The sequence below is a fragment of the Pseudarthrobacter sp. As-47 genome (genome assembly GCF_058215595.1).
Map to the genome: position 1 here is coordinate 4,332,392 of NZ_CM177088.1, position 23,002 is coordinate 4,355,393.

Annotated in this window: 22 protein-coding genes; 9 read left to right on the forward strand and 13 right to left on the reverse strand. The window is 66.9% G+C overall.

The window, feature by feature from the left end; genetic code table 11:
• Positions 1-100: 100 nt before the first annotated feature.
• Both AC4BCK_RS20040 and AC4BCK_RS20045 read left to right on the forward strand, forming a co-directional pair.
• Complete coding sequence (locus AC4BCK_RS20040; RefSeq protein ID WP_104187045.1) at positions 101-1,426, forward strand: ATP-binding protein; 1,326 nt, start codon at positions 101-103, stop codon at positions 1,424-1,426.
• A 45-nt stretch (positions 1,427-1,471) separates the two neighbouring features.
• A complete protein-coding gene (locus AC4BCK_RS20045) occupies positions 1,472-2,728 on the forward strand; it encodes a low temperature requirement protein A (RefSeq protein ID WP_490566395.1) in 1,257 nt (418 codons plus the stop codon).
• On the opposite strand, the gene AC4BCK_RS20050 is transcribed toward AC4BCK_RS20045, so the two are convergent.
• Positions 2,706-3,380 carry an HD domain-containing protein gene (locus AC4BCK_RS20050; RefSeq protein WP_490566396.1) on the reverse strand — a complete coding sequence of 225 codons (675 nt, stop codon included), beginning with the start codon at positions 3,378-3,380 and terminating at the stop codon, positions 2,706-2,708. The genes AC4BCK_RS20045 and AC4BCK_RS20050 overlap by 23 nt on opposite strands.
• A 9-nt stretch (positions 3,381-3,389) precedes the next feature.
• Positions 3,390-4,271: a tRNA glutamyl-Q(34) synthetase GluQRS gene (gluQRS, locus tag AC4BCK_RS20055; protein ID WP_251425044.1), complete on the reverse strand. Its 882-nt coding sequence runs from the start codon at positions 4,269-4,271 to the stop codon at positions 3,390-3,392.
• A 339-nt stretch (positions 4,272-4,610) separates the two neighbouring features.
• Between gluQRS and AC4BCK_RS20060 the strand changes: the two genes are divergently transcribed.
• A complete protein-coding gene (locus AC4BCK_RS20060) occupies positions 4,611-5,069 on the forward strand; it encodes an Lrp/AsnC family transcriptional regulator (protein WP_174177824.1) in 459 nt (152 codons plus the stop codon).
• Positions 5,070-5,111: 42 nt separating this feature from the next.
• Here the strand turns inward: AC4BCK_RS20060 and AC4BCK_RS20065 are convergent, their stop codons facing one another.
• Complete coding sequence (locus tag AC4BCK_RS20065; protein ID WP_490566397.1) at positions 5,112-5,567, reverse strand: Lrp/AsnC family transcriptional regulator; 456 nt, start codon at positions 5,565-5,567, stop codon at positions 5,112-5,114.
• A gap of 105 nt (positions 5,568-5,672) precedes the next feature.
• Here AC4BCK_RS20065 and AC4BCK_RS20070 point away from each other — a divergent pair, with 105 nt between their 5' ends.
• Positions 5,673-6,329 carry a LysE family translocator gene (locus AC4BCK_RS20070; protein ID WP_174177613.1) on the forward strand — a complete coding sequence of 219 codons (657 nt, stop codon included), beginning with the start codon at positions 5,673-5,675 and terminating at the stop codon, positions 6,327-6,329.
• 6 nt (positions 6,330-6,335) lie between these two features.
• On the opposite strand, the gene AC4BCK_RS20075 is transcribed toward AC4BCK_RS20070, so the two are convergent.
• From AC4BCK_RS20075 to AC4BCK_RS20100, 6 genes are all read right to left on the reverse strand, one after another.
• The gene (locus tag AC4BCK_RS20075) at positions 6,336-7,313 is read right to left on the reverse strand and encodes a hypothetical protein (RefSeq protein ID WP_174177615.1); all 978 of its coding nucleotides are present in this window, start codon (positions 7,311-7,313) and stop codon (positions 6,336-6,338) included.
• A gap of 71 nt (positions 7,314-7,384) precedes the next feature.
• Positions 7,385-7,759 carry a nuclear transport factor 2 family protein gene (locus AC4BCK_RS20080; RefSeq protein WP_364409102.1) on the reverse strand — a complete coding sequence of 125 codons (375 nt, stop codon included), beginning with the start codon at positions 7,757-7,759 and terminating at the stop codon, positions 7,385-7,387.
• 40 nt (positions 7,760-7,799) lie between these two features.
• A complete protein-coding gene (locus tag AC4BCK_RS20085; protein WP_174177619.1) occupies positions 7,800-8,303 on the reverse strand; it encodes a DUF456 domain-containing protein in 504 nt (167 codons plus the stop codon).
• Positions 8,304-8,401: 98 nt separating this feature from the next.
• On the reverse strand, positions 8,402-9,601 hold the full coding sequence (locus AC4BCK_RS20090; protein WP_174177621.1) for an NAD(P)-dependent malic enzyme: 1,200 nt from the start codon (positions 9,599-9,601) through the stop codon (positions 8,402-8,404).
• Between the two features lie 280 nt (positions 9,602-9,881).
• On the reverse strand, positions 9,882-10,490 hold the full coding sequence (locus AC4BCK_RS20095; RefSeq protein WP_174177623.1) for a TetR/AcrR family transcriptional regulator: 609 nt from the start codon (positions 10,488-10,490) through the stop codon (positions 9,882-9,884).
• Between the two features lie 138 nt (positions 10,491-10,628).
• Positions 10,629-11,906 (reverse strand): MFS transporter, encoded by a 1,278-nt coding sequence (locus tag AC4BCK_RS20100; RefSeq protein ID WP_174177625.1) that lies wholly within the window; start codon positions 11,904-11,906, stop codon positions 10,629-10,631.
• Positions 11,907-12,026: 120 nt separating this feature from the next.
• On the opposite strand from AC4BCK_RS20100, the gene rraA reads away from it, so the two are divergent.
• The 3 genes from rraA (at position 12,027) to AC4BCK_RS20115 (ending at position 15,936) form a co-directional block, all read left to right on the forward strand.
• A complete protein-coding gene (gene rraA, locus AC4BCK_RS20105; RefSeq protein ID WP_310112972.1) occupies positions 12,027-12,527 on the forward strand; it encodes a ribonuclease E activity regulator RraA in 501 nt (166 codons plus the stop codon).
• A 105-nt stretch (positions 12,528-12,632) separates the two neighbouring features.
• Positions 12,633-14,285, forward strand: a complete 1,653-nt coding sequence (locus tag AC4BCK_RS20110) for an MDR family MFS transporter (protein WP_364272505.1) — start codon at positions 12,633-12,635, stop codon at positions 14,283-14,285.
• A 211-nt stretch (positions 14,286-14,496) separates the two neighbouring features.
• Entirely contained in the window at positions 14,497-15,936 is a 1,440-nt protein-coding gene (locus AC4BCK_RS20115; protein ID WP_363937351.1) for a sugar porter family MFS transporter, read from the forward strand.
• Between the two features lie 81 nt (positions 15,937-16,017).
• Here the strand turns inward: AC4BCK_RS20115 and AC4BCK_RS20120 are convergent, their stop codons facing one another.
• Positions 16,018-16,506, reverse strand: coding sequence for a GNAT family N-acetyltransferase (locus AC4BCK_RS20120; protein ID WP_436054625.1), 489 nt, complete (start codon positions 16,504-16,506; stop codon positions 16,018-16,020).
• Between the two features lie 142 nt (positions 16,507-16,648).
• Between AC4BCK_RS20120 and AC4BCK_RS20125 the strand changes: the two genes are divergently transcribed.
• Positions 16,649-16,933 (forward strand): hypothetical protein, encoded by a 285-nt coding sequence (locus tag AC4BCK_RS20125; RefSeq protein WP_251425058.1) that lies wholly within the window; start codon positions 16,649-16,651, stop codon positions 16,931-16,933.
• A gap of 112 nt (positions 16,934-17,045) precedes the next feature.
• Here the strand turns inward: AC4BCK_RS20125 and AC4BCK_RS20130 are convergent, their stop codons facing one another.
• From AC4BCK_RS20130 to AC4BCK_RS20140, 3 genes are all read right to left on the reverse strand, one after another.
• The gene (locus tag AC4BCK_RS20130; protein ID WP_490566398.1) at positions 17,046-18,209 is read right to left on the reverse strand and encodes a mannitol-1-phosphate 5-dehydrogenase; all 1,164 of its coding nucleotides are present in this window, start codon (positions 18,207-18,209) and stop codon (positions 17,046-17,048) included.
• Positions 18,209-20,317 (reverse strand): PTS mannitol transporter subunit IICBA, encoded by a 2,109-nt coding sequence (locus tag AC4BCK_RS20135; protein ID WP_400511574.1) that lies wholly within the window; start codon positions 20,315-20,317, stop codon positions 18,209-18,211. The genes AC4BCK_RS20130 and AC4BCK_RS20135 overlap by 1 nt, the downstream gene beginning before the upstream one ends.
• Positions 20,318-20,396: 79 nt before the next feature.
• Positions 20,397-21,125 carry a TetR/AcrR family transcriptional regulator gene (locus AC4BCK_RS20140; protein ID WP_174177640.1) on the reverse strand — a complete coding sequence of 243 codons (729 nt, stop codon included), beginning with the start codon at positions 21,123-21,125 and terminating at the stop codon, positions 20,397-20,399.
• A 161-nt stretch (positions 21,126-21,286) separates the two neighbouring features.
• Between AC4BCK_RS20140 and ptsP the strand changes: the two genes are divergently transcribed.
• A complete protein-coding gene (ptsP, locus tag AC4BCK_RS20145; protein ID WP_174177642.1) occupies positions 21,287-22,972 on the forward strand; it encodes a phosphoenolpyruvate--protein phosphotransferase in 1,686 nt (561 codons plus the stop codon).
• Positions 22,973-23,002: the final 30 nt, after the last annotated feature.

A 23,002-nucleotide genomic window follows, 5' to 3' on the forward strand; every position in this document is an offset into this window, starting at 1 on the left:
CCCCGCAACCCCCGGGCCGCCGCGGTTCGCATATGCTCAGCAGAGCGCTGCACACCGCTGCTCTAACTGTTCAACGAAGAACCACCACAGGAGTAGACCCATGACCAACTGGCGCATCAGGGATTTCCACTCGGCGGACCTGGACGGCATCCTGCACCTCTGGGAAAGCCTCAAGGCAAGCAACGTGGAACCCGTCTACGCCCTCTCCGAAGTACTGGCTTCCTGCGAGAAGGACCACGCCGTGGTGGCGGTGCAGGGCGAGCAGGTGGTGGGGGCCGCCGTCGGACGCGCCGCCCACGACCAGGGCTGGATCGTCTTCCTGGCCACGCTGCCCGAATACCGTGGCCGCGGGATCGGCACCTCACTGCTCGCCGCCGTCGAAAACCGCATGGCACCCCACGGCCTCAACAAGCTCTCAGCCCTCATGCCGGAGTCCGAAACCCGCGTGGAGGCGTTCCTCAGCCGGGGATTCGCCCTGAAGAAGAACCTGCGCTACTTCGAGCGCACCATCCCCGTCCAGCGGCAGGAGCTCGGCGCGCTCGGACAGCTCGGCGGACGCGTCCTGGCCCGGGACCTCTGGGAAAACGTGGCAGGCATGCGCAAGGAAAAGGAACTGCTGGAACGCCGCCTGGTCCTTCCGCTCGCCGAAGCGGACCTCGCTGACGAGTTCGGCGTGGTGCCGCCGCGCGCCGTCGTCCTTTTCGGCCCGCCCGGCACCGGCAAGACCACCTTCGCCAAAGCCATCGCGTCCAGGCTGGAATGGCCGTTTGTGGAGGTATTCCCGTCCCGGCTCGCGGCCGACCCGCAGGGCCTGGCCGGGGCACTGCGGGAGACGTTCCTGGAGATCGCCGAACTTGAGCACGCCGTGGTGTTCATCGATGAGGTGGAGGAGATCGCGTCCCAGCGCTCCGGTGAGCCGCCGTCCCCGCTGCAGGGCGTCACCAACGAGCTGCTCAAGATCATCCCGGCCTTCCGCGAGCAGCCCGGCCGCCTGCTGGTCTGCGCCACCAACTTCATCCGCGCCCTGGACTCGGCCTTCCTGCGCCATGGCCGGTTCGACTACGTCATCCCGATCGGACTGCCGGACCGGCAGGCCCGCGAAGCCATGTGGCAGCGTTTCATTCCCGCGCCCGTGGTGGACACCGTGGACGTGGAACTGCTCGTGGAGCGGACCGAGGGATTTTCCCCGGCAGACATTGAGTATGCAGCCCGTAGTGCCTCCCAGCGGGCTCTGGAGAACGTGGTCTACGGCAAGGACGACGACGGCGGGCTGGGCTCCGGAGGCGCGCTTTCCGTCCGCGGGGCGGTGCGGAAGGGCCCGTCCACCGAGGACTACCTGGACGCCATCGCCGACACCCGGACAACCGTCAGTGCCGAAGTACACCAGGAGTTCCTGGAGGACATCGACGCCCTGGGCCGCGTCTAGGACATAACTTTCGGGGCGGGATCGGCGGGGCGTAATCTTTGACCCATGTCCTCCAATCCCCTCCGCCATGCCATGGCGCGCATGGGCGGCCGAGACCCGCACGAGGCACACCGGGCCGCCACTCCGCTTGAACTCTTCTTCGACCTGACCTTCGTCATCGCCTTTGGGGTTGCCGGCAGCCAGTTCGCCCACGAAATCGCGGAAGCCCACGTCCTGGCCGGGCTGCTGGGCTTCTCCTTCGCGATGTTCGCCGTGATCTGGGCATGGATCAACTTCACCTGGTTCGCCAGCGCCTATGACACGGACGACTGGATCTTCCGCGTGGTCACCATGATCCAGATCTTGGGGGTCCTGGTCCTGGCAATGGGGATTGAGCCCATGTTCCACTCGCTGGTGGAGGGCGACCATGTGGACAACGCGGTGATGGTGGGCGGCTACGTGGTGATGCGGCTCGCCCTGGTATCCCAGTGGCTCAGGGCAGCCCGGCAGGACCCGGCCCGCCGTGAAACGTGCCTCCGCTACGCGCGGTATCTCGCGCTGGTGCAGCTGGGGTGGATCGCGGTGGCTGTGATCGAGGCTGACGTGCCCACCACGCTCATCATGATTGCGCCGCTGATCGTCCTCGAAATGGCCACCCCCTTCGCCGCCGAACGGAAAACCAGGACACCATGGCACGCGCACCACATCGCTGAACGGTACGGCCTGCTGGCCATCATTGCCCTCGGTGAATGCCTGATCGGCGCCATCGAGACACTCCGGGCCATCGTGGCCAACCACGGCTGGAGCGTCGACGCGGCGCTGGTGGGTTTCGGCGGGACGGCTCTGGCATTTGCCATGTGGTGGATCTACTTCATGCTGCCGGCCGGACGGGCCCTGCACCTGCGCCGGCACCGGTCCTTCCTCTTTGGCTACGGCCATATCCCCATCTTCGCCGCCATTGCGGCCACCGGCGCGGGCCTGCACGTGGCCGCGTACTACATTGACCACGAAGCCCACATCAGCGCAGCCGCGGCGGTGGCCAGCATCGCCATTCCGGTAGCACTGTTCAAGGGCTCCGTGACGTGGCTGTACAGCATCATGGTGGGCCCGGACCGCACGGTGATCACGGTCGCCGGCGGCGTGCTGGCCGCCATGGCCGCTTCAGTCGGCCTGGCTGCGGCGGGCGCATCGGTCCCCGTCTGCCTTCTGGTCATTGTGCTGGCGCTCGGTGCCTCCATCGTGATCGATGAACGCCGCGGGTCCGGCCGGCTGCATCTTGCGCTGCAGAAGCTGGAAGCAGCTACCGCTCCCCGGACGAGGTAGCTCCGGGAGCCTCACGGCCGGCAGCATCCCCCTCCGGGGCGGCAGGAACGCCGTCGTCGTAGGACAGGTTCTCGTAGTCCGTGGTGTCCTCCTCGTCCAACCGGTCATCCAGTTCTTCCAGCAGCCACGGATTCACGCGGGCCAGGATCTTCCGGATCTCCTCAACCTCGACGGCGGCGTACAGCACCGGGCGGGCGTCCCGGTACTTGGTGACAGGCGGCCTGTCCGGCCACTTGTCCGCCAGAGCCTGGACGCGCTCAGGCAGCGAGTTGTGCGCGTTGTCCGCGATCTTGACCAGGGCGGCGTCATGGTCCTCGGCGATCTCGCGGATCCCTGCCGGGTAATCGTCCGGGTTGCTGTGCAGCCGGTTGGTGACCCGTTCGATGATTTCCACGGCCCGCTCCGATACACCCATGTCCAGCAGGGCCTGCCGGGTCATGGGGGTGTCCTCGGCAATGTCGTGCAGATAGCCGGCGATCCGGATGTCGTCGTCAAAGTCGGCCAGCGCGTCCCCCACGGCGAGGACGTGGTCCTTGTAGGGCCTTTTCAGCTTGTCCTTCTGGCGGTTGTGGGCCACCTCGGCAAGGACCTTTGCGGTCTCTACGGTGAATGAGGGCGCCGGGGTCTGCTCCGCAGCATGCTGGTCTGACATGCCCTAAGCCTACGGGCCGCCCCACACCCAGGGCTCCCTCGGCAGGGCATCCGGCTCGAACGCAGCCAGGGCGTTCCCTAGCGGCCCTGCCGGCAGCCCCAGCGATTCCAGCAGCCGGTCCCGTACGGCAGCGGGGGGACTCCCCGCGTCCGCGAGGTCCCGGAGCGTCACCGCTCCGTCGCGCTTTGCCAGGCGGGCGCCGTCGCTGTTCACCACCAGGGGAACATGCGCATATTCCGGAGAAGGAATACCCAGCAGGGATGCCAGGTAGGCCTGCCGCGGGGTGGACGGCAGGAGATCGTCGCCGCGCACCACCTGGTCGATGCCTTGCTCGGCGTCGTCAACGACCACTGCAAGGTTGTAGGCGGTGACACCGTCATTGCGGCGCAGCACGAAGTCGTCCACCACGCCGGTGAATCTTCCGTGCAGGAGGTCCCGCACGGTGTACTCGGCCGTGTCAGCGCGGAGCCGGATGGCGGCCGGCCTGGTGGAACGCTTGAACTCCAGTTCAGCGGTATCGAGGTTCCGGCACGTTCCGGGGTAGGCACCCTGCGGCGCGTGCGGGGCGGACGGAGCCTCCTGGATTTCGCGCCTGGTACAGAAGCACTCATAGGTGAGGCCTGCCGCCTCCAGCCGCGAGATCGCCCCGGCATACAGTGGACCGCGGGCGGTCTGGCGCACCACGTCGCCGTCCCAGGTGACCCCTACGGCCTGCAGGTCCCTCAGCTGCCCGGCCTCTGCGCCGGACCGGGCACGGTCAAGGTCCTCCACGCGGAGCAGGAACGTCCGGCCGGTGGAGCGGGCAAACAGCCACGCGAGGATTGCCGTGCGCAGGTTTCCTACATGGAGCTCCCCGGAAGGACTCGGGGCGAAGCGGCCGGCGGAATTCATGGTTCAACACTATGCGCGGGACGCGGCGCCCGGGGACAACACAAGGGCCCCTCAGCTACCGATGACTTCGGACATCCGACGCCGGTAGTTCAGGGGCCCTTGCCGTGTTTACAGAAAGACCATGGTGTGAACAAGAGTCAATCAGGGCAGCCTCCTTGCGGGAAGCGGTGTCCAGTTTCCGGGTGGTGTGCCGGTAGCCTGTGAGCCTGCGGGATCAGCGGTAGCTTTTCCCTCATTGCCAACATTTCACCAGTATCCGTACAGTTGGCGCAACAGGCGCAGCCGCCGTTGATCAGTCTGACTACTATCAGCGGCGCAGAACGGCAGGAAGTGATCAGATTGCAGGAACTGGACTCCACCGACAAGCGGATCCTCGGGGCGCTGGACGAGGATCCACGGGTTCCCATCATGGTGCTGGCCCAGCGGCTGGGCCTGGCCCGCGGCACGGTCCAGTCCCGGCTGGAACGCATGACGGCGTCGGGCGCCCTTCGCCCCAACAGCAGCAGGGTGCTGCCTGCCGCGCTCGGACGCGGGGTAGCCGCTTCGGTCAGCGCCGAACTAGACCAGAGCCACCTCAACGAGGCCATCGCCGCCCTCCGGGAGATCCCGGAGGTCCTGGAATGCCACGCCCCCGCCGGCGACACGGACCTGCTGATCCGCGTGGTGGCCACCAGCCCTGACGACCTCTACCGGGTGTCAGAGGAAATCAGGCTCTGCCCGGGCATCGTGCGCACCTCCACCAGCATGTTCCTGCGCGAGGTCATTCCGTACCGCACCACGGGACTGCTCAAGGAGTAGGGCGCAGGAGCATCAAGTGCCTGGCAGCATCCGGGCCAGGGCCTAGACGGGAGGTCCAGCATTGGACTTCAGGTTCTTCATCACCAGCGTGGACGTCAGCCGCTCCACGCCGGGCAGGGACGTAAGTTCGGCGTCGTAGAACCGCTGGTACGCGGGCAGGTCCTCGGCGATGACCTTCAGCAGGTAGTCGGGGGAACCGAAAAGCCGCTGGGCCTCCACAATGTTGGGGTTGTCCGCCACGCGGTTCTCGAAGATCTCCATGGTTGCCTGGTCCACCTGGCGGAGCGTGACAAAAACAATCGCCTCGAAGCCTAGGCCCACGGCAGCGGGGTCGATGTCCGCTTTGTAGCCCCGGATGACGCCTGCCCGTTCCAGGTCGCGCAGCCGCCGGTGGCAGGGAGCAACCGTCAGGCCCACTTTTCCGGCGAGCGCCGTGGCAGTCATGCGGCCGTCCTCTTTGAGGTGCCGCAATATATTCCTGTCCATATGATCAATCACGCAAGAATCTTACCGCTTACCTCTCTATGCCAGCGAAAAAGGACAGCACTTCCGCCCCCAAAGTATCTAGGGTTTCTCCTGTTGGATCACGCCGCAGGAGAAACCATGAACCCCGAGCTCTTTTTGGCCTTCGTACTGGTGGCCGCAGCCCTTGCCTGCACCCCCGGCGTGGACTGGGCCTACTCCATCGCCGCCGGCCTCAGGCAGCGCAGCTTTGTGCCCGCGGTGGCGGGACTCTGCGGCGGATACGTCCTTCATACCGTCCTGCTGGTGGCGGGTCTGGCGGCGGTCCTCACGGGCGCGCCGGGGGTTCTCGGCTGGATCACCCTCGCCGGCGCCGGGTACCTGATGTGGCTCGGTATCAGCACCCTCCGCTCCTGGCGGGCGGCGAGCTTCACGGCCGGGGACGGCAGCGGGGGCAGCACGGGGCTTCGCACCTTCCTGCAGGGAATGGGCACCAGCGGCATCAACCCCAAGGGGCTGCTGTTCTACGTGGCGCTCGTTCCCCAGTTCGTCAGCGCGGAGGCGTCCCTGCCGGTCCCGGTGCAGTCCGGCCTGCTGGGCCTGACGTTCGTGCTGCTCGCGGGACTCGTGTACACCGCCGTCGCCCTGCTGTCCCGCACCCTGCTGCAGACCCGCCCCGGCGCCGCCCGGACCGTGACCCTGGCCAGCGGCATCATCATGGTGGTCCTGGCGCTGGCGCTGCTGGCCGAGCAGCTGCTTCCGTTCCTGACGGCCGGCACCTTCGCCACGGCCGGGTAGGCCGCCCTAGTCGCCGCTGAGCTTCTTCCAGTCCTGTTCCCAGATCCGGCGCATCTCCTCGTCCTTGCGGATGGGCACCGGCGCGGCGATCTCCCTCTGCGGCACCGGGTCCTCGTGCCGCCGCCCCCAGTCCCGCGGGTTAAGCGACCTCCGGCTGGATTCAAGGAGCAGCAGCGCCCTGTCCGTGAGGGCGTCGTTACGCAGCGTCAGGTGCGTCTTCCGCCGGCGCAGGACCTCGGCAAGGGTCTGGTTCGCGGCCTCCAGGCGCCCTTCCCGCCGCAGTGCCCGGGCCCTGACCAGCAGCAGCGCGGCGGAGAGGTCATCAGCGTTGAGCAGCCCGTCTGTCCAGTCGATCACCGTCCGGCTCCTGCCCAAGGCCAGCGCCAGGGAACAGCGTGCCAGTGCCATGGGAAGCGACGGCGGCAGTCCCGAGAGGGCGTCCAGCGCAGCTTCCGTGCGCCCCGTCTCCCGCAGCGAGTGCGCCAGTGCCAGGAAGACCGACTCCTCGCTGAACAGGACCGGAACTTCAACCCGCTCGGCCAGCTCGATGCGGGTAACGATCCTGGTGAGGTACGTGGACGAGTAGCGGTTGGCTTCATCCTCATTCCTGGTGGTGAGGCCGCGCTGGAGAAGCTCCGACGCCCGCAGGTAGCCGCCCTGCTTGTAGACCAGCAGGCCGGACATGAGGTAGCAGAGGCCGGCCCATCCCGGGTAGGCCCTGGCGAGCGTGATCAGCTGTTCAGGCTGCCGGCTGGTGAACACGGCGTCGTGCACGGCCTTGGCCGGCTTGGGCGTCATGCGCTTCAGGCGGGGGATCTCGCCGTCCACCGAGAGCAGCGCCGGGTGGCGTCCGCCAAGCACGCCGGTGAGCAGTTCGCCCACTCCCCCGGCAAGGTCATGGACGGGGGTACGCAGCTGCGGCCGGCCGAAAGGTGTGAGGTCGCGGCTGTCCCAATAGATCGGTGCAGTGTCCCCGGCGGTCATCTTTCCATGCTAACCGTGCACCGCCGCCCACGCCGAGGCCCGGCTGCCGGTTGGACGGTACGGAGGCAGGCCTAGGCCCGTTCCATGAACCATTCAGTGAATGCGGCTGCACGGCCTGCCCCGTCGAACCGGATAACCCACAGGTTGTCGTAGGAAGGCCGCCCGGCGGAGTAGGTGGTCACGCCCTGGATGAAGGCGGTGTCCGCGTCCGCTCCGAGGAGCTTCCACGTGAAGGTCCAGTCGGCCGGTTCGTCCCGGGCCGCAAGCCAGCCGTCCACAATGCCGTCCCGGCCAAGCCACGGCTCCGGATCGCCCGGCCGGGTCTCGTACCGCGCGTCCTCCGCGAAGAGGTCCCGGATGTCCTGTGGCTCGTTGCTGGCCCAGGCGGCCTGGTACTTTTCCATCCAGGCGTGCACGTGGTCCCGGGCTGAAGGCTGGTCCGTCATGGTGCCGTTGTACGCCCTGAACCGTGCAGGCGCAAGACTTTCAGCCGTTGGCGGCGGCCACCCAGACGCCGATCACCCAGGTGCTGGCGGCGAGGCAGGCCAGGCCGAACTCCGCAAGCATGCCCAGTCCGGTGGCTTTGAGGGCGGCCCAGCTGGAGGTTGTTGCGGAGCCGATGTTCCGCGTGCGCAGGAATTCACTCAGCAGCAGGCCCGCGGCAAAGCCCACAAAGAGCCCCACCACGGGAATGATGAACATGCCCACCACGCCCGCAACCAGGGCAACGGCGATGCTCCGGCTCGGAATGGCGTGCTCCTTGAGCTTCCTGCCGGTGAGGACGGCACTGGCGGCCATGCCTGCCACCACGAACACCATCGCAACCGCGAACACCACCCACCCCGCCGTGCCGGCCCCGCCCCAGATGGCCCAGGCGAGCAGGCCCGCGCCGATGAGGATGCTGCCCGGCAGGACCGGAATGACCGTGCCCGCCACGCCCACAAGGATTGCCAGGCCGGACAGGACGGTCACCACGGTTTCCGAGTTCATGGGTCCCAGTCTATGGTTGGCGCCCCCTTAACCCCCGACGGCGGCGCCTCCCGCGCAGGGGAGGCACCGCCGTCGTACGTTCCCTGAGGGAAGGGGCGCTACCCGGCTACCACCGCAGCCGCCACTGCCGCCGTCACGGCGGGGGCGACCCGCGGATCCAGGGGGCTGGGCACGATGTAGTCGGCCGACAGGTCCTCCGCCGCAAGATCGGCGATGGCATAGGCTGCGGCGAGCTTCATGGCCGGGGTGATGCGGCGGGCTCCGGCGTCCAGGGCACCACGGAAGATCCCGGGGAAGGCCAGGACATTGTTGATCTGATTGGGGAAGTCGCTGCGCCCGGTGGCAACCACGGCGGCGTGCTTCACGGCGACCTCGGGCAGCACCTCCGGGTCCGGGTTGGAGAGGGCGAACACAATGGCGTCCCGGTTCATCAGCTTCAGGTGCTCCTCGTCCAGCTTGGAGGAGGAGACGCCGATGAAGACGTCGGCGCCGTCGAGGGCCTCGGCCGGTCCGCCTTCCACGCCGCGGGGGTTGCTGCGCCCCGCGATGTCCGCCTTCTTGCTGGCGGTGTCCGTGGCAAGATCGGCGCGGCTGCTGTTGATGACGCCCCGGGAATCCAGCAGGACGACGTCGGTGATGCCGGCCGCGAGCAGGATCTCGGCGACGGCGATCCCGGCCGCCCCTGCTCCGGAAACCACCACGCGCAGGCCTTCCAGGTTGCGGCCGGTCACCTTGGCGGCGTTGGTCAGGGCGGCGAGGGCAACGACGGCGGTGCCGTGCTGGTCATCGTGCATGACGGGGCAGTCCAGCGCCTCGATCAACTTTTCCTCCAGCTCGAAGCAGCGGGGCGCGGAAATGTCCTCAAGGTTGACGGCGCCGAAGCTGGGGCGCAGGCGGACCAGGGTCTCCACGATTTCATCCACGTCGGTGGTGTTGAGGACCAGGGGGATCGAGTCGAGGTCGCCGAAGGTCTTGAACAGGGCGGACTTGCCCTCCATGACGGGGAGCGAGGCGCTGGCTCCGATATTGCCCAGGCCCAGGACGGCCGTCCCGTCACTGACCACGACGACGAGCCGCTCGGCCCAGGTGAGCGTACGGGCGAGTTCGGGTTTGGCGTGGATGGCCCGGCTGACCTCTGCTACACCCGGGGTGTAGGCGATGGACAGGTCCCGCTTGTTGGACAGCGGAACGGTGCTGGTGATGGAGAGTTTGCCGCCCTGGTGGGCGTCAAAGATCTCGGCTTCCGTCAGCGCGGTGGCTGCGGAATTGTCAGTTGCTGCAAGTGCGTCAATGGACACGTCGTTGTCTCCTGGTGCTGGCCGTGGGCGCACGGCTCGTGAGGCAAGAGCCAATGGCTCGGGCGGTGGCTGGGGTGCGGCAGGATGCCCAGGGGTGGCGGGCCCGTGGGAGCTTGGGGGATTAGTCCCTGCTGCTCCGTTTCGACAATCGTAGGGGCCGCCACGAGGGGCAGCGTCCGGTTTGACATGGCCGGCCCGCTGCCTAAGCGTTTTACCGCACTCAAATGTGATTCACGTCACTGCATTATGGCTGATTTAAGGCCGGATTGGTCTAGACCTGTTACGCGCCCTGGTGGAGTGTGTAGCCGGGCTCGCTGGCCGGCGAGAGGCGCGCGCACGCCTTTTTGAGGTCTTCCTCCGCCTCGAAGAGGGACAGCCGGCGGTTCCGGACGGACTGGACCAGACCAGTGATCGCCAGCAGCAGCACACGGGCAGCGATAGCGTCACCGGAGGCTGAAGCAACCGCTTTTTCACTCAGGGCGTCGACTTCGCGCAGGAGTCCGGTGGTGTCCCGGTCCGGCAGGTAGACACCGCGGCTGAGGCACTGTTCGACAGCAGGCTGCATCACCCGCATATGGAAAATCTCCATCACCAGGTTCCCGAGGGCCCTGCCTCGGAAGCGGGCAGCCGTGGTCCGCCCGGTTCCCTGGAGTTCCTCCAGCTGGTGGCGGTAGAGCGCGAGCATCAGGTGCACCGGGGAAGGAAAATACCGGTAGAGGGTCCCCAAAGGCACGTCCGCCCTCGCCGCCACTTCGGCCATGTCCACGGATTCCAGTCCCTTGCGCGCAAACCCTCCTGCAGCTTCCAGGATCTTGGTATAGCGGTGCCGCTGGCGCGGCGCGGACGGCCTCGGGGCCATGGGCGGATGGTCTGGAATGGTGTCGGGCATCAGCGTTCCGGGGTTGGGTTCCTATGGTGCAGCAGCCACGATCCTCCCCTGCCGGACCGCCGCCAAATCCGGATCAACTATACGGCACGGCAGTGTGGCGTCATTAGTCAGAGGCCTTAGTTCCGTGCCCCCGGCAGGTCAGCGGACGCTCTTGATTTTCACCACAAAAACGGCGCCCAGCAGGCCGATGACGGCCGCCGTGGTGAAGAGGGTGCCGTACCCGCCGAACTGCGTCACCGCGAGGTAAGCGAGGCCCGTCGCGAATACCTGCGGCAGCGAGGCGGCCACGTTAATGACCCCCATATCCTTGCCACGGTCCGCGGCCTGCGGGAGCACCTGCGTCAGCAGGGCGAAATCAACGGCCTGGTAGGCGCCGAAGCCGATGCCAAGGATGGCGGCTCCAATCAGGGCGCCGGTCCACACGGGGAAGAACGCCATGGTGAGGCCTGCCAAAGCGATCATGGCGGAGGAGGCGATCACGAACGGCTTGCGCTTGCCCACCCTGTCGCTCCACGGCCCCGCGATCACCGCAGTAATCATCACCAGCACCGCATAGATGCCGGTAAGGGTCAGGACCCCCAGCGCAGGGTTCTCATGCTTGATGACGTCCGTGAGGAAAAAGATCAGGTAGACGATGGTGAGCTGGTTGCAGACGTTGACCAGGAAGCGGGTGAGCCACGCCCACGCGAAGTCCGGGTGGCGGGCCGGGCTGATCCAGAAGCCGCGGAGGAAATTGCCCCACGAGAACGGCGGGCGCAGCTCCCTGGGCAGCGTCGGGTCATTCCGGTGGAACAGGTAGGGCAGCACGGAGAGCAGCAGGGCGGCCGCGCACAGCCAGTAACCCACCATGAAGTTGCCGGAAACCACCGCCCCGAAGACTGCGCCGAGGAGGATCCCCGCCGTTTGGCCCAGGGCGGCCAGTCCCCCCACGCCGCCGCGCTGCAGCACCGGCACGCGGTCGGGGATGGCGGCGGTGATGGCCGCGTAGGCCGCGTTGGCGCCCAGCTGGACCAGGCACCAGAACAGGACCAGCAGGGCGACAGCCGTGGCCCCTGACATTGCCAGCAACGCTGCCGCGGCCAGGATGGCACCAGAAAGAACCCAGGGGGAACGCCGGCCGTAACCTGAGACCGTCCGGTCGGACAGCGCGCCGAAGAGCGGATTGGCAACCAGGGATACGGCGGCCCCGCACCCAAGGACGAGGGAGGCGATGGCTTCCTTGTTGGCTTCGTCGATGCCAGTGGCCTGCTGGGCGATAAAGACGTTGATGGGTCCGAAGAATGCAGCATTGATGCCCACGTTGACCAGCACAAGCCCGGTGACCCAGCGCGCGGTGACCCGCTGCGTGGGTTCGGCGAGCGCCGCGGCCGTGGTCCGTGGAACGTCCGGCGGGACCGGTGTGTTGGACTGGCTCATGACGTGTTCCCCCGGCTGCGGCTAAATGGCGACGGAGTCAGACTATCGTGGGCGGTACCGTGCCGCCTCGCAAGACGGCACCGGTCACCAGGACGGCCCACGAGCACCGAGGAGAACACCATGAGCGCAGCGCCAACGCCGGCGGAGGGCACCGCCGCCGTCAACACCGCGGACCTGTACGACGAACGCGGAGACGAGCTGGCGTCCGTATCGCTGCAGTTCCAGTCCCTGGGCGGCCGCTCCCACTTCAGCGGACATGCGCGGACCATCCGCTGCTTCCAGGACAACGCCCTGGTGAAGTCCACGCTGGCCACGCCCGGCAACGGCAACGTGCTGGTGGTGGACGGCGCAGGCTCGCTGGGCACCGCCCTGATGGGGGACATGATCGCCGAAAGCGCCGTGGCCAACGGCTGGGCCGGCGTCGTCATCAACGGCGCAATCCGCGACCGTGAGGCAATCGCCGCACTGGACCTCGGCGTGAAGGCCCTGGGCAGCAACCCCCGCAAGAGCGCCAAGGCCGGCGCCGGCGAGGTGGATGTTGACGTGGAGATCGACGGCGTGACCATCCGCCCCGGGTCCATGATCTGGTGCGACCCGGACGGGATCCTCGTGGAGCGGTAATCCCCGGCCCGGAAGAATTCTCCGTAGGGAGGAATAGGACTGCACCTAGGATAGTTACTGAAAGCAACTATCCTCGCGTGATCCCTTTCCTTCCTTGGAGTACCCATGTCCACAGCACCTGCCGCGCGCGCCGCCGGAGAAAACCTGACACAGCGCCAGATTGTCACCGTGATGGTGGGCCTGATGCTGGGCATGTTCCTGGCATCGCTGGACCAGACCATCGTGTCCACGTCCATCTACACCATCGCCAACGACCTGGACGGGCTCTCGCTCCAGGCCTGGGCAACCACCGCCTACCTGATCACGTCCACGGTCAGCACCCCGCTGTACGGCAAGCTGAGCGACATTTTCGGCCGCCGCCCGCTGTACCTGACCGCCATCGTGATCTTCCTGGCGGGCTCGCTGTACGCAGGGTCGGTGCATTCCATGACCGAACTGGCGCTGGCCCGCGGTGTCCAGGGGCTCGGGGCGGGCGGCCTGCTGGCCCTCGCGCTGACCATCATCGGCGACATTGTCTCGCTCAAGGACCGGGCAAAGTACCAGGGCTACTTCATGTCCGTTTTCGGCATCTCCTCCGTGCTGGGGCCGGTGGTGGGCGGCGCGTTTGCCGGTTCCGCCACCATCCTCGGTGTTGAGGGCTGGAGGTGGGTGTTCTTCATCAACCTGCCCATCGGCCTGGCCGCGCTCACGGTGGTGTTCCTGTTCCTGCACCTGCCGGCAAAGCACGTGAAGCAGAAGATCGACTACTTTGGCGCGGCGGCCATCACGCTTGCCATCGTGCCGCTGCTGCTGGTGGCGGAGCAGGGCCGCAGTTGGGGCTGGGCGTCCTTCAACTCCTTCCTCTGCTACGGCCTGGGCGTGGTGGGCATCGCCTGGTTCCTGCTGGCCGAGAAACGTGCCGGCGACTACGCCCTCATTCCCCTGCGCCTCTTCCGGAACGTTACGTTCGGCCTGTCCTCGCTGCTGAACTTCATCATCGGCATCGGCATGTTCGGGGCCATCGCCATGCTCCCGCTGTACCTGCAGCTGGTGAAGGGCCTCACGCCCACCGAAGCGGGCCTGATGATGATCACCTTTACCGTGGGCATCCTCACCGGCTCCATCACGGCGGGCCGCACCATCTCGGCGTCCGGCACGTACCGGATCTTCCCCATCCTGGGCACGGCCATCCTCACGGCGGCCGCCACCGCCATGGGGCTGTCCCTGGGCGTGGACACAGGCCTCTGGGTTCCCGGCGTGATCGCGGTGTTCTTCGGAATGGGCCTGGGCTTCTGCATGCAGCCGCTCACCCTGGCCATGCAGGTGTCCGTGCCGCGCCGCGACATGGGCGTGGGCACCTCCTCGGCTGCGTTCTTCCGCTCCATGGGCGGCGCCGTAGGCACGGCCGTGTTCATCTCCATGCTGTTCAGCCTGGCGGCGGCCCGGATCGCCGACACCATGAAGTCGGCGATGGGAAGCCCGGAGTACCAGGCAGTCCTGCAGGACCCGGCCGTCGCCACGGATCCCGCCAACGCCAAGCTGTACGAGTTCTTCCAGAACGGCGCCTCCAACGAATCCCTTAATGACACCAGCTGGCTCCACACCGCCAACAGCACCCTGACGCGCCCCATCACGGAAGGCTTCGCGTACGCCATCGACGCCGTCATGCTCACGGCGGCCGTGCTCACCGGCGTCGCGTTCCTGATCAGTTTCGCGCTGCCCAACAAGAAGCTCACGGATTCCAAGGCAGCCTCCCAGGAGTCGGTGCCGGCCCACTAAGCCAGCCGGCCCCCCAAGACGGACGACGACGGCGGCGGCGCCTCCCGCCGTCGTCGTTCGTTTAAGCGCCGCGAGGCCCTGCTGTGCCCTCAACTGGAACGGCGCTCCGTGGCATGGAACACTGTGTAACGCGTGTGCGCCGGCCCAGGGCCGGTTCCGCAGCCGACGACGTCCGCACCGCATCCACCAAAACCCAGACCTAGGGAGACCCATGCCCACTGCACAGGAGCAGACAACCGCCCAAATACCGCAGCGGGTGATCTGGCTGGCGCTTGCGGGCGCGGTGGGCGGATTCCTGTTTGGCTTTGACTCGTCGGTGGTCAACGGCGCCGTGGATGCCATGAAGGACGAGTTTGCGCTGTCAGAGGCCGTGACCGGCTTCGCGGTGGCCGTTGCGCTGCTTGGCTGCGCTGCCGGCGCCTATCTCGCCGGCAAGGTGGCGGACCACTACGGGCGCATCCCTGCCATGAAGCTGGGCGCGCTGCTCTTCCTGGTCAGCGCCCTGGGCACGGGGTTCGCCTTCGGCGTCTGGGACCTGGTCTTCTGGCGCCTGGTGGGCGGTCTGGGAATCGGCCTCGCCTCGGTCATCGCCCCCGCCTACATCTCCGAGATTTCGCCGCGGCACGTCCGCGGCCGGCTGGCCTCGCTGCAGCAGCTGGCCATCACCACGGGCATCTTTGCCGCGCTGCTGTCCGACGCGCTCCTGGCAACCAGCGCCGGCGGCGCCGACCAGGCCTACTGGCTGGGGATCGAGGCGTGGCGCTGGATGTTCCTGGCCGCGGCCCTGCCCGCGGTGGTGTACGGCTGGATCGCCTTTACCCTTCCCGAATCGCCGCGCTTCCTGGTGTTCCAGGGCAAGCAAGACGAAGCCCGCAGGGTCTTCGATGCCATCGTCCCCGCCGGAGAAACCGACCGCCACATCCGCGAGATCCAGGATGCCATCGAGGAGGACAAGCTGGCCGGCCAAAAGGGCTCGGTGCGCGGCAAGACGTTCGGCCTGCAGGCAGTGGTGTGGGTGGGCATTATCCTGTCCGTCCTGCAGCAGTTCGTGGGCATCAACGTGATCTTCTACTACTCCACCACCCTCTGGAAGGCCGTGGGCTTCCAGGAGAAGGACTCGCTCACCATCTCCGTGGCCACGTCCGTCACCAACATCCTGGTCACGCTCGTGGCGATCGCCCTGGTGGACCGCATCGGGCGCCGGCCCATCCTGCTGGCCGGCTCCGTGGGCATGGCCGTGTCCCTGGGTGCCATGGCTGTGGCCTTCTCCACCGCCGTTGGGTCCGGCGAGGAGATTTCCCTTCCCGGTGCCTGGGGTCCGGTGGCGCTGGTGGCGGCCAACGTCTTTGTGGTCAGCTTCGGCGCATCGTGGGGTCCGCTGGTGTGGGTCCTGCTGGGTGAGATCTTCCCGTCCCGGATCCGTGCCCGGGCCCTGGGCCTGGCCGCGGCAGCCCAGTGGGTGGCCAACTTTGTGATCACGCTCAGCTTCCCGGTAATGGCGGCCGGCTCGCTGCCGCTCACTTACGCCATGTACGCCCTGTTTGCCGCCGCGTCCTTCTTCTTCGTGATGTTCAAGGTGCCGGAGACCAACGGGATGTCCCTGGAGCAGGCCGAAACGCTGTTCGTGGCCAAGGGTTCGAAGAAGGCATAGCGCCCGCTTTCGTTCTGCACCCTTCAACGGGCATTGCACCCCGGAACTCCCGGGTGCGGTGCCCGTTTGTGGGTGCAGCGATCAGAGCGGAAGCTTCATACCTTCGTGGTCAGCCGTGAAGCCAAGGCGCCCGTAAAAACGCTGCGCCGCCGTCCGTGATTTGTGGGTAGTCAGCTGCATCAGTGAGCACCCGCGGCGCCGGGACTCGTCGATGGCCCACTGCACCATGAGGTTTCCGAGCCCCTGGCCCCGGACGCCGGCCGCCACTCGCACGCCCTCGATCTGCGAGCGCCAGGCGCCCCGCCGCGACATGCCGGGCAGGAAGCTGATCTGGAAGGTGCTCACCACGGGAGTGTCAGCTGACCCCGGACGCAACAATTCCCCCACGACGAGCAGGTGGCGGGGGTCGGCGTCGATCGCTTCGAAGGCCCGCTCATACGGTTCCATATCCCCGTCGCTTTCGCGCGCGGCGCCCATGGAATCGTCCGCAAGGAGCTGGACGATGGCAGGCAGGTCTCCGCGCAAGGCGTGGCGGAGACGGAAAGTCCCGCTGCCGACGTCGGCCGTCATCAAAAAGGTATCCGAAGAATCACGTTTCGTTGTCACTGAACCAGCATTCCACGGCCTCTCCAGCATCCTTGCCCTCAGCCGCGCCCCATGTTTGGCTGGGGAACCAGCGTTGGAGTGAATTACCTTATTGGGGGAGTCCGTCATGGATCAGAAAACTTTGTCAGCCCTGCCGAAAACAACCCTGCGGGCAGGAATCATCATTGGTGCAGCCGGCGCGATGGCTGTCATCCTCGCTCCCCAGATCCTCCAGTCGCTGCAGTTGGGGCCGTCCTACTCGCAGGCAGTGGGGGCGCTCCTCAGCGTGGTCTTCCAGCTCGTCACCCTGTTCTTCCTGCCGTTCTCCGCGGCCCTGATAGCCGGATCCCTGGTGATGCGGTACGTGGGCCGGGTGCTCACCGGGGCCGCAGCGCCTGGCCAGGCGAAGTAGCACGACGCCGGCACTGGGTGAGTGCCGGCGTCGTGCGTTGTTGGAGGGTTGGGGAAAAGCTGCAGGATCTGCGAGAGGGTTCCTGAAAAGGCTGCAGCAAGTGCGAGAGGGTTTAGGCCGGGGCCTTGGCCGCCTCCGCCTGCCGCTCCTCCACCAGGGTTGCCACCGCGTTGAACAGCGGATGGTCGGGCTCCAGCCCGGTGATGCGGGCCGTGGCGTCCGCCGGGCTGGAAGAGGCCAGGATGCCTGCCAGCTCCGTTGCCTCGGCGTCGGCCGGATCGGTGAAGCGCAGGGCCGCGGCAATGGCGCCCAGGAGCGCCTCCGGCACAATGCCCCGCTCCGCCAACTCGGCGGCCGGACCGATGAACCGTTCGTGCCGGCTCAGCTTCCGCAGCGGCGCGCGGCCCACCCGGTTCACCGTGTCAGGCAGGTACGGGTTGGAGAACCGTACCAGGATCTTCTGGACATAGGCCTCCTGCTCGTCGTTGCTGAAGCCGTGCTTCGAGACCAGCAGCTGCTTGGTCTCCTCCAGCACCGCCCGCACGTCCTCGGCCACGTCCTGGTCGGCCATGGCCTCGGGGATCTTCTCCAGGCCCGCCTCGAACCCGAAGTAGGCCGCCGAGGCGTGGCCGGTGTTCACCGTGAACAGCTTCCGCTCGATGTACGGCGAGAGATCGTCCACGAACGTGGCACCCGGAATGGCCGGCGCCGCCCCTGCAAAGGCCGTGCGGTCGATGACCCACTCGTAGAACGTCTCCACGGTGACGTCCAGGCCCTGTCCCGCTTCCTGGTTGGGAACGATCCGGTCCACGGCGGTGTTGGCAAATACAGCCTTCCCGTCCAGCGCGCCGGCGGCAGCCCCCGGCTGGGAGGCCACCTCCTTGGCGAGGATGTCCGTGGCATTGATGGCGTTCTCGCAGGCCATGACCTGCAGCGGAGCCAGGCCCGCATCCCTCGCCGCGATGCCCTTGGCAATGGCAGGGGCCACGAACTTCAGGATGTGGGGGCCCACGGCGGTGGTGACGATGTCCGCCGTCGCTATCTCCCCGATCAGTTCCGCTTCCTGCGTGGTGGAGTTCAGCGCCCGGAAGTTGTTGACCGTCCGCACTGCGGGGTTCTCCCCCACCTCGTGCACGGAGTAGCTGTCCGCCGCTGCCAGCTGGGCGATGAGTTCCTCCGCCACGTCGGCGAACACCACCTCGTAGCCGGCGTCATGCAGGAGCAGGCCCACAAAGCCACGGCCGATGTTCCCGGCCCCGAAATGAACAGCCTTCACTATGCGTTGACCTTTCCGAAGAGTTCCAGGACTTCATCCACCGAGGTGGCCGCCTCCAGCCGGGCAACCTGCTCCTTGCTGGTGAAGACCTTCGCGATGGAGGACAGGATGTGCAGGTGCTCGTTATTGACTCCTGCCACCCCCACCACGAACTTGACCTGCTTGCCGTTCCAGTCGATGCCCTGCGGGTAGCGGATCACGGACACCGCGGACTTCCGGATGTGGTCCTTGGCGGCGTTGGTGCCGTGGGGGATGGCCAGGAAGCTGCCCATGTAGGTGGACACTGATTCCTCGCGCTCGTGCATGGCGGCAATATATCCCTCATCCACGGCGCCGCGGGCCAGCAGCAGCCTGCCGGCTTCGTCGATTGCGGCGTCGCGGGTTGTGGCTGAACCGTCCAGCACCACGCTCTCACGGGCCAGGATCTCCGGCGCACCGGCGGTTCCGGCGGCGGGAGCCGCGTCCACGGGGGCGTCGGCCGCGTGGGCGCCGTGGCTGGCGGCGGCAGCCCCTGCCCCTGCCCCTGCTGCAGCGGCAGTTGCGGGGCCGGAAGCGGATGCTCCGCCGGGCGATCCGGCACCGGCGTCCGGACCTTCCGCTGTCACAGCACCCTCGCTGTTGCTCTCCTTGACCAGCTCCACGATTTCGTCGTAGCGCGGGCTGCTCATGAAGTTGTCAACGGAGTAGTGGACGGCACTGGACGTGGCGGGCTTGGCCCGTTCCGTCAGGTCCTGGTGGGTGATCACGACGTCGTAGTCGTCGCGAAGGTTGGCGATGGCCGCGTTGGTGACCTTGACGTCCGGGAAGCCGGCCGCCTTGATCTTGTTGCGCAGCACCGAGGCACCCATGGCACTGGAGCCCATGCCGGCGTCGCACGCAAACACGATGTTGCGCACCGGGCCCGCCAGGACACCAACACCGCCGCCCGCGGCAGCACCTGCCCCGGCGCCCGTCAGGGTGGAGGCCACGGAGCTCTTCTTGCCCTTCATCTGCTCCATCCGTGAGGTGGCATCGTTGAGGTCCACCTCATCGCTGTGCTTGGTGGTCTTCATGATGACGGAGGCCACCAGGAAGGAGGCGGCCGTCGCCAGCAGGACGGCGAGGATCACGCCGATGTAGCTATCCCGGGAGGTCTGGGCGAGCACGGCGAAAATGGAGCCGGGGGCGGCCGGCGCCACCAGGCCCGAGCCGGTGATGGCCAGGGTGGCGATGCCAGTCATTCCGCCGGCGATGGCAGCGAGGATGAGCAGCGGGCGCATCAAAACGTAGGGGAAGTAGATCTCGTGGATGCCGCCCAGGAAGTGGATGATGGCTGCACCCGGGGCGGAAGCCTTTGCGGCGCCACGGCCGAAGAACATGTAGGCGAGCAGGATGCCCAGGCCCGGACCGGGGTTGGCTTCAAGCAGGAACAGAATGGACTTGCCCTGCTCCAGCGACTGCTGGACACCCAGCGGGGTGAGCACGCCGTGGTTGATGGCGTTATTCAGGAAGAGCACCTTGGCCGGTTCAATAAAGATGCTGGTCAGGGGCAGCAGTCCGTTGTCCACCAGGAACTGGACCACCCTGCCGGCGCCCTCACTGAAGGCCGTAACTACCGGGGCGATGCCGAAGAAGCCCAGCATGGCCAACAGGGCACCCCAGATGCCGGCGGAGAAGTTGTTGACCAGCATCTCAAAGCCGGGACGGATCTTGCCGTCCCAGATCGAGTCGATCTTCTTCATGGTCCAGCCGCCGAGCGGGCCCATGATCATGGCACCGATGAACATCGGGATGCCGGCACCCACAATCACGCCCATGGTGCCGATGGCACCGACAACGCCGCCGCGGACGTCATAGACCATCCGGCCGCCGGTGTAGGCGATCAGGAGCGGCAGCAGGTAGGTGATCATCGGCCCCACCAGGCCGGTGTTCGCCACCCCGTCCGTCTCCCCAAAGCCGCCAAGCTGGGGAACGGGGAACCATCCCTTTTCAATGAAGAGTGCGGTGATGAGGCCCCAGGCAATGAAGGCGCCGATGTTGGGCATGATCATGCCGGACAGGAACGTCCCGAACTTCTGGACATGCACGCGTGCGCTGGTGCGGGGTTTTGCAACTGTCTCTGTTGCCATGTGATTTCCTAACCGTCATTCCTGCGGCTCCGCAGGATGGTCCGATACTTACGACGACGTACTGCCGGAATGTGCGGGTTCAGCCCGCCGGGCTGGTGGAGATGCGGTGAAGCCATTCGAGGAAAAGCTTGAGTTCCGAGCTTGAAAGCTGGTCAGAGTGCGAGGCCTGAAGTGCGGCGTTCAGGGCGATCGCGGCCACCACCACCGAGGACTTCCCGGCGTCGCCCGGAGCCGCGCCGCTGGCGGGCTCGGCGGACACCGCAAAGATCATGGCGTCCCGGGTCATGGTGGACAGTTCGAGGTTCCGTTCGGAGGCGGGCTCCGCAATCAGCATGAGGGTCACGCCCACGTTGGCCGCCAGGATGGACCTGGCTGCTTCCCGGGGCTGGACGTTCAGCTGGCCCGCCACCGCTGCCTTGTTCAGCATCTCCTCCATGAGCGCCTCGGCATCTGCGACGATTGCCGGGCGGCTTTCCGGGCGGATATTGCCGAACATCACCAGGTACAGCTCCGGCTGGTTAAGCCCGAACTGGACGTGGTTGTCCCACATTCTCCGGATATCCTCGAGCGGCTGTCCGGAGGGGGCGAAATCCCTTTCGCCCGCAACATACTCTTCAAACCCTGCGGCGACGACGGCGTCGAACAAACCTTCCTTGTCACCGAAGTGGTGGTACAGCGTGGGGGCTGTGACCCCCGCCAGCTGGGTGATCTGGCGGGTGGAGACGGGAGCTCCCCCGGAGTTTGCCAGCAGCTCCGCGGCAGCACGAAGCAGCCGCATTTTGGGGGGAAGCTGGCCATCCAAACTCATAACCGCTACCCTAGCACCTATAGCATTGCTATATGAACTGAATCACATACAATTTTTTTCAGGCACGTTCACGCCTCCGGACGCAGCAGTCTTCCGGCGGACCGGCATGGCGCCGGACATATCGGGCGGGCCTGGCAACCGGCAGAGAATGAGGACCTTCAGTGCAGAACTTCCCAGGAGTAGGCGTCAGCCCAGGCCGCGTCATCGGCACCGTCCGGCAGATGCCCAAACCCATCAGCGAACCTCCCGCCGGGGAGCAGCTGGCACCAGGGACCACCGCCGAGGAAGCAACCGCAGCGCTGAAGGCAGCATCCCAGGCGGTGCACGATGAACTGAAGGCCCGCGCCGCCCACGCCACCGGAGACGGCAAGGCTGTCCTGGAAGCCACAGCACTGATGGCCAAGGACACCATGCTCATCAAGGGCGCGGCCAAGCTTGTGGCACGCGGCATGTCCGGCGAGCGCGCCATCTGGGAGTCCGGCTCCTCAGTGTCAGAGATGCTCCACAACCTGGGCGGCTACATGGCCGAACGCGCCACCGACGTCCTGGACGTCCGCGCCCGGATCGTGGCCGAACTGCGGGGCGTGCCCGCCCCCGGCATCCCCGCCTCCAGCACCCCGTTCGTCCTGGTGGCCGAGGACCTGGCCCCCGCCGACACCGCCACACTGGACCCCAACAAGGTCCTGGCACTGGTCACGGCCGGCGGAGGTCCGCAGTCCCACACCGCCATCATCGCCCGGTCCCTGGGCCTTCCCGCCGTTGTGGCCGCAGTGGGCGTGGACGAGCTCCCCGACGGCACCGAAGTCTATGTGGACGGCGCCGCCGGCAGCATCACCTCCGAACCCGACGAGTCTCTTCGCGCAGCAGCGGAAGCATGGGCTGCCACGGCGTCCCTCCTGGCCGAGTTCAGCGGAACGGGCGCGACGGCGGACGGCCACCTGGTGCCTTTGCTTGCCAATGTTGGCGGCGGCAAGGATGCCGAGGCGGCCGCCAAGCTGGGCGCCCAGGGCGTGGGCCTGTTCCGCACCGAGTTCTGCTTCCTTGAGCGGGACACCGAGCCCAGCGTTGAAGAGCAGGCCGCAGCCTACAAGAGTGTTTTTGATGCTTTCCCGGGCAAGAAAGTGGTCCTGCGAACGCTCGATGCCGGCGCGGACAAGCCGCTTCCCTTCCTGACTGACTCCACCGAGCCCAATCCGGCCCTTGGCGTCCGCGGCTATCGCACCGACTTCACCACCCCCGGGGTCCTGGACCGCCAGCTGGAGGCCATCGCCCTGGCGGAAAAGCAGTCCGAGGCGGACGTCTGGGTCATGGCGCCCATGATCTCCACGGCGGAAGAAGCCGCACGCTTTGCCTCGATGTGCGCCGATGCGGGCATCAAGACCCCCGGTGTCATGGTTGAGGTTCCCTCCGCCGCCCTGACCGCGGAAGCCATCCTTCGGGAGGTGGCCTTCGCCAGCCTCGGCACTAACGACCTCACCCAGTACGCCATGGCCGCGGACCGCCAGCTCGGCCCGCTCGCCAACCTCAACACCCCGTGGCAGCCTGCCGTCCTGCGCCTCGTGGGGCTGACAGTGGAAGGCTCCCGGGCGGAAGGCAACAACAAACCCGTGGGCGTCTGCGGGGAGGCAGCCGCCGACCCCGCCCTCGCCGTCGTCCTGACCGGCCTTGGCGTCAGCACCCTGTCCATGACGGCCCGCTCCCTCGCTGCCGTGGCCGCCGTCCTGAAGACCGTCACGCTCGAGGAAGCACAGCAGCTGGCCAAGCTGGCACTGTCCGCTCCCAGTGCCACGGAAGCGCGGGCGTGGGTTCGGGAGAAGCTGCCCGTGCTGGACGAACTCGGACTCTAGGGACGAGGCCCGCCTGGGATGGCGGCGCCC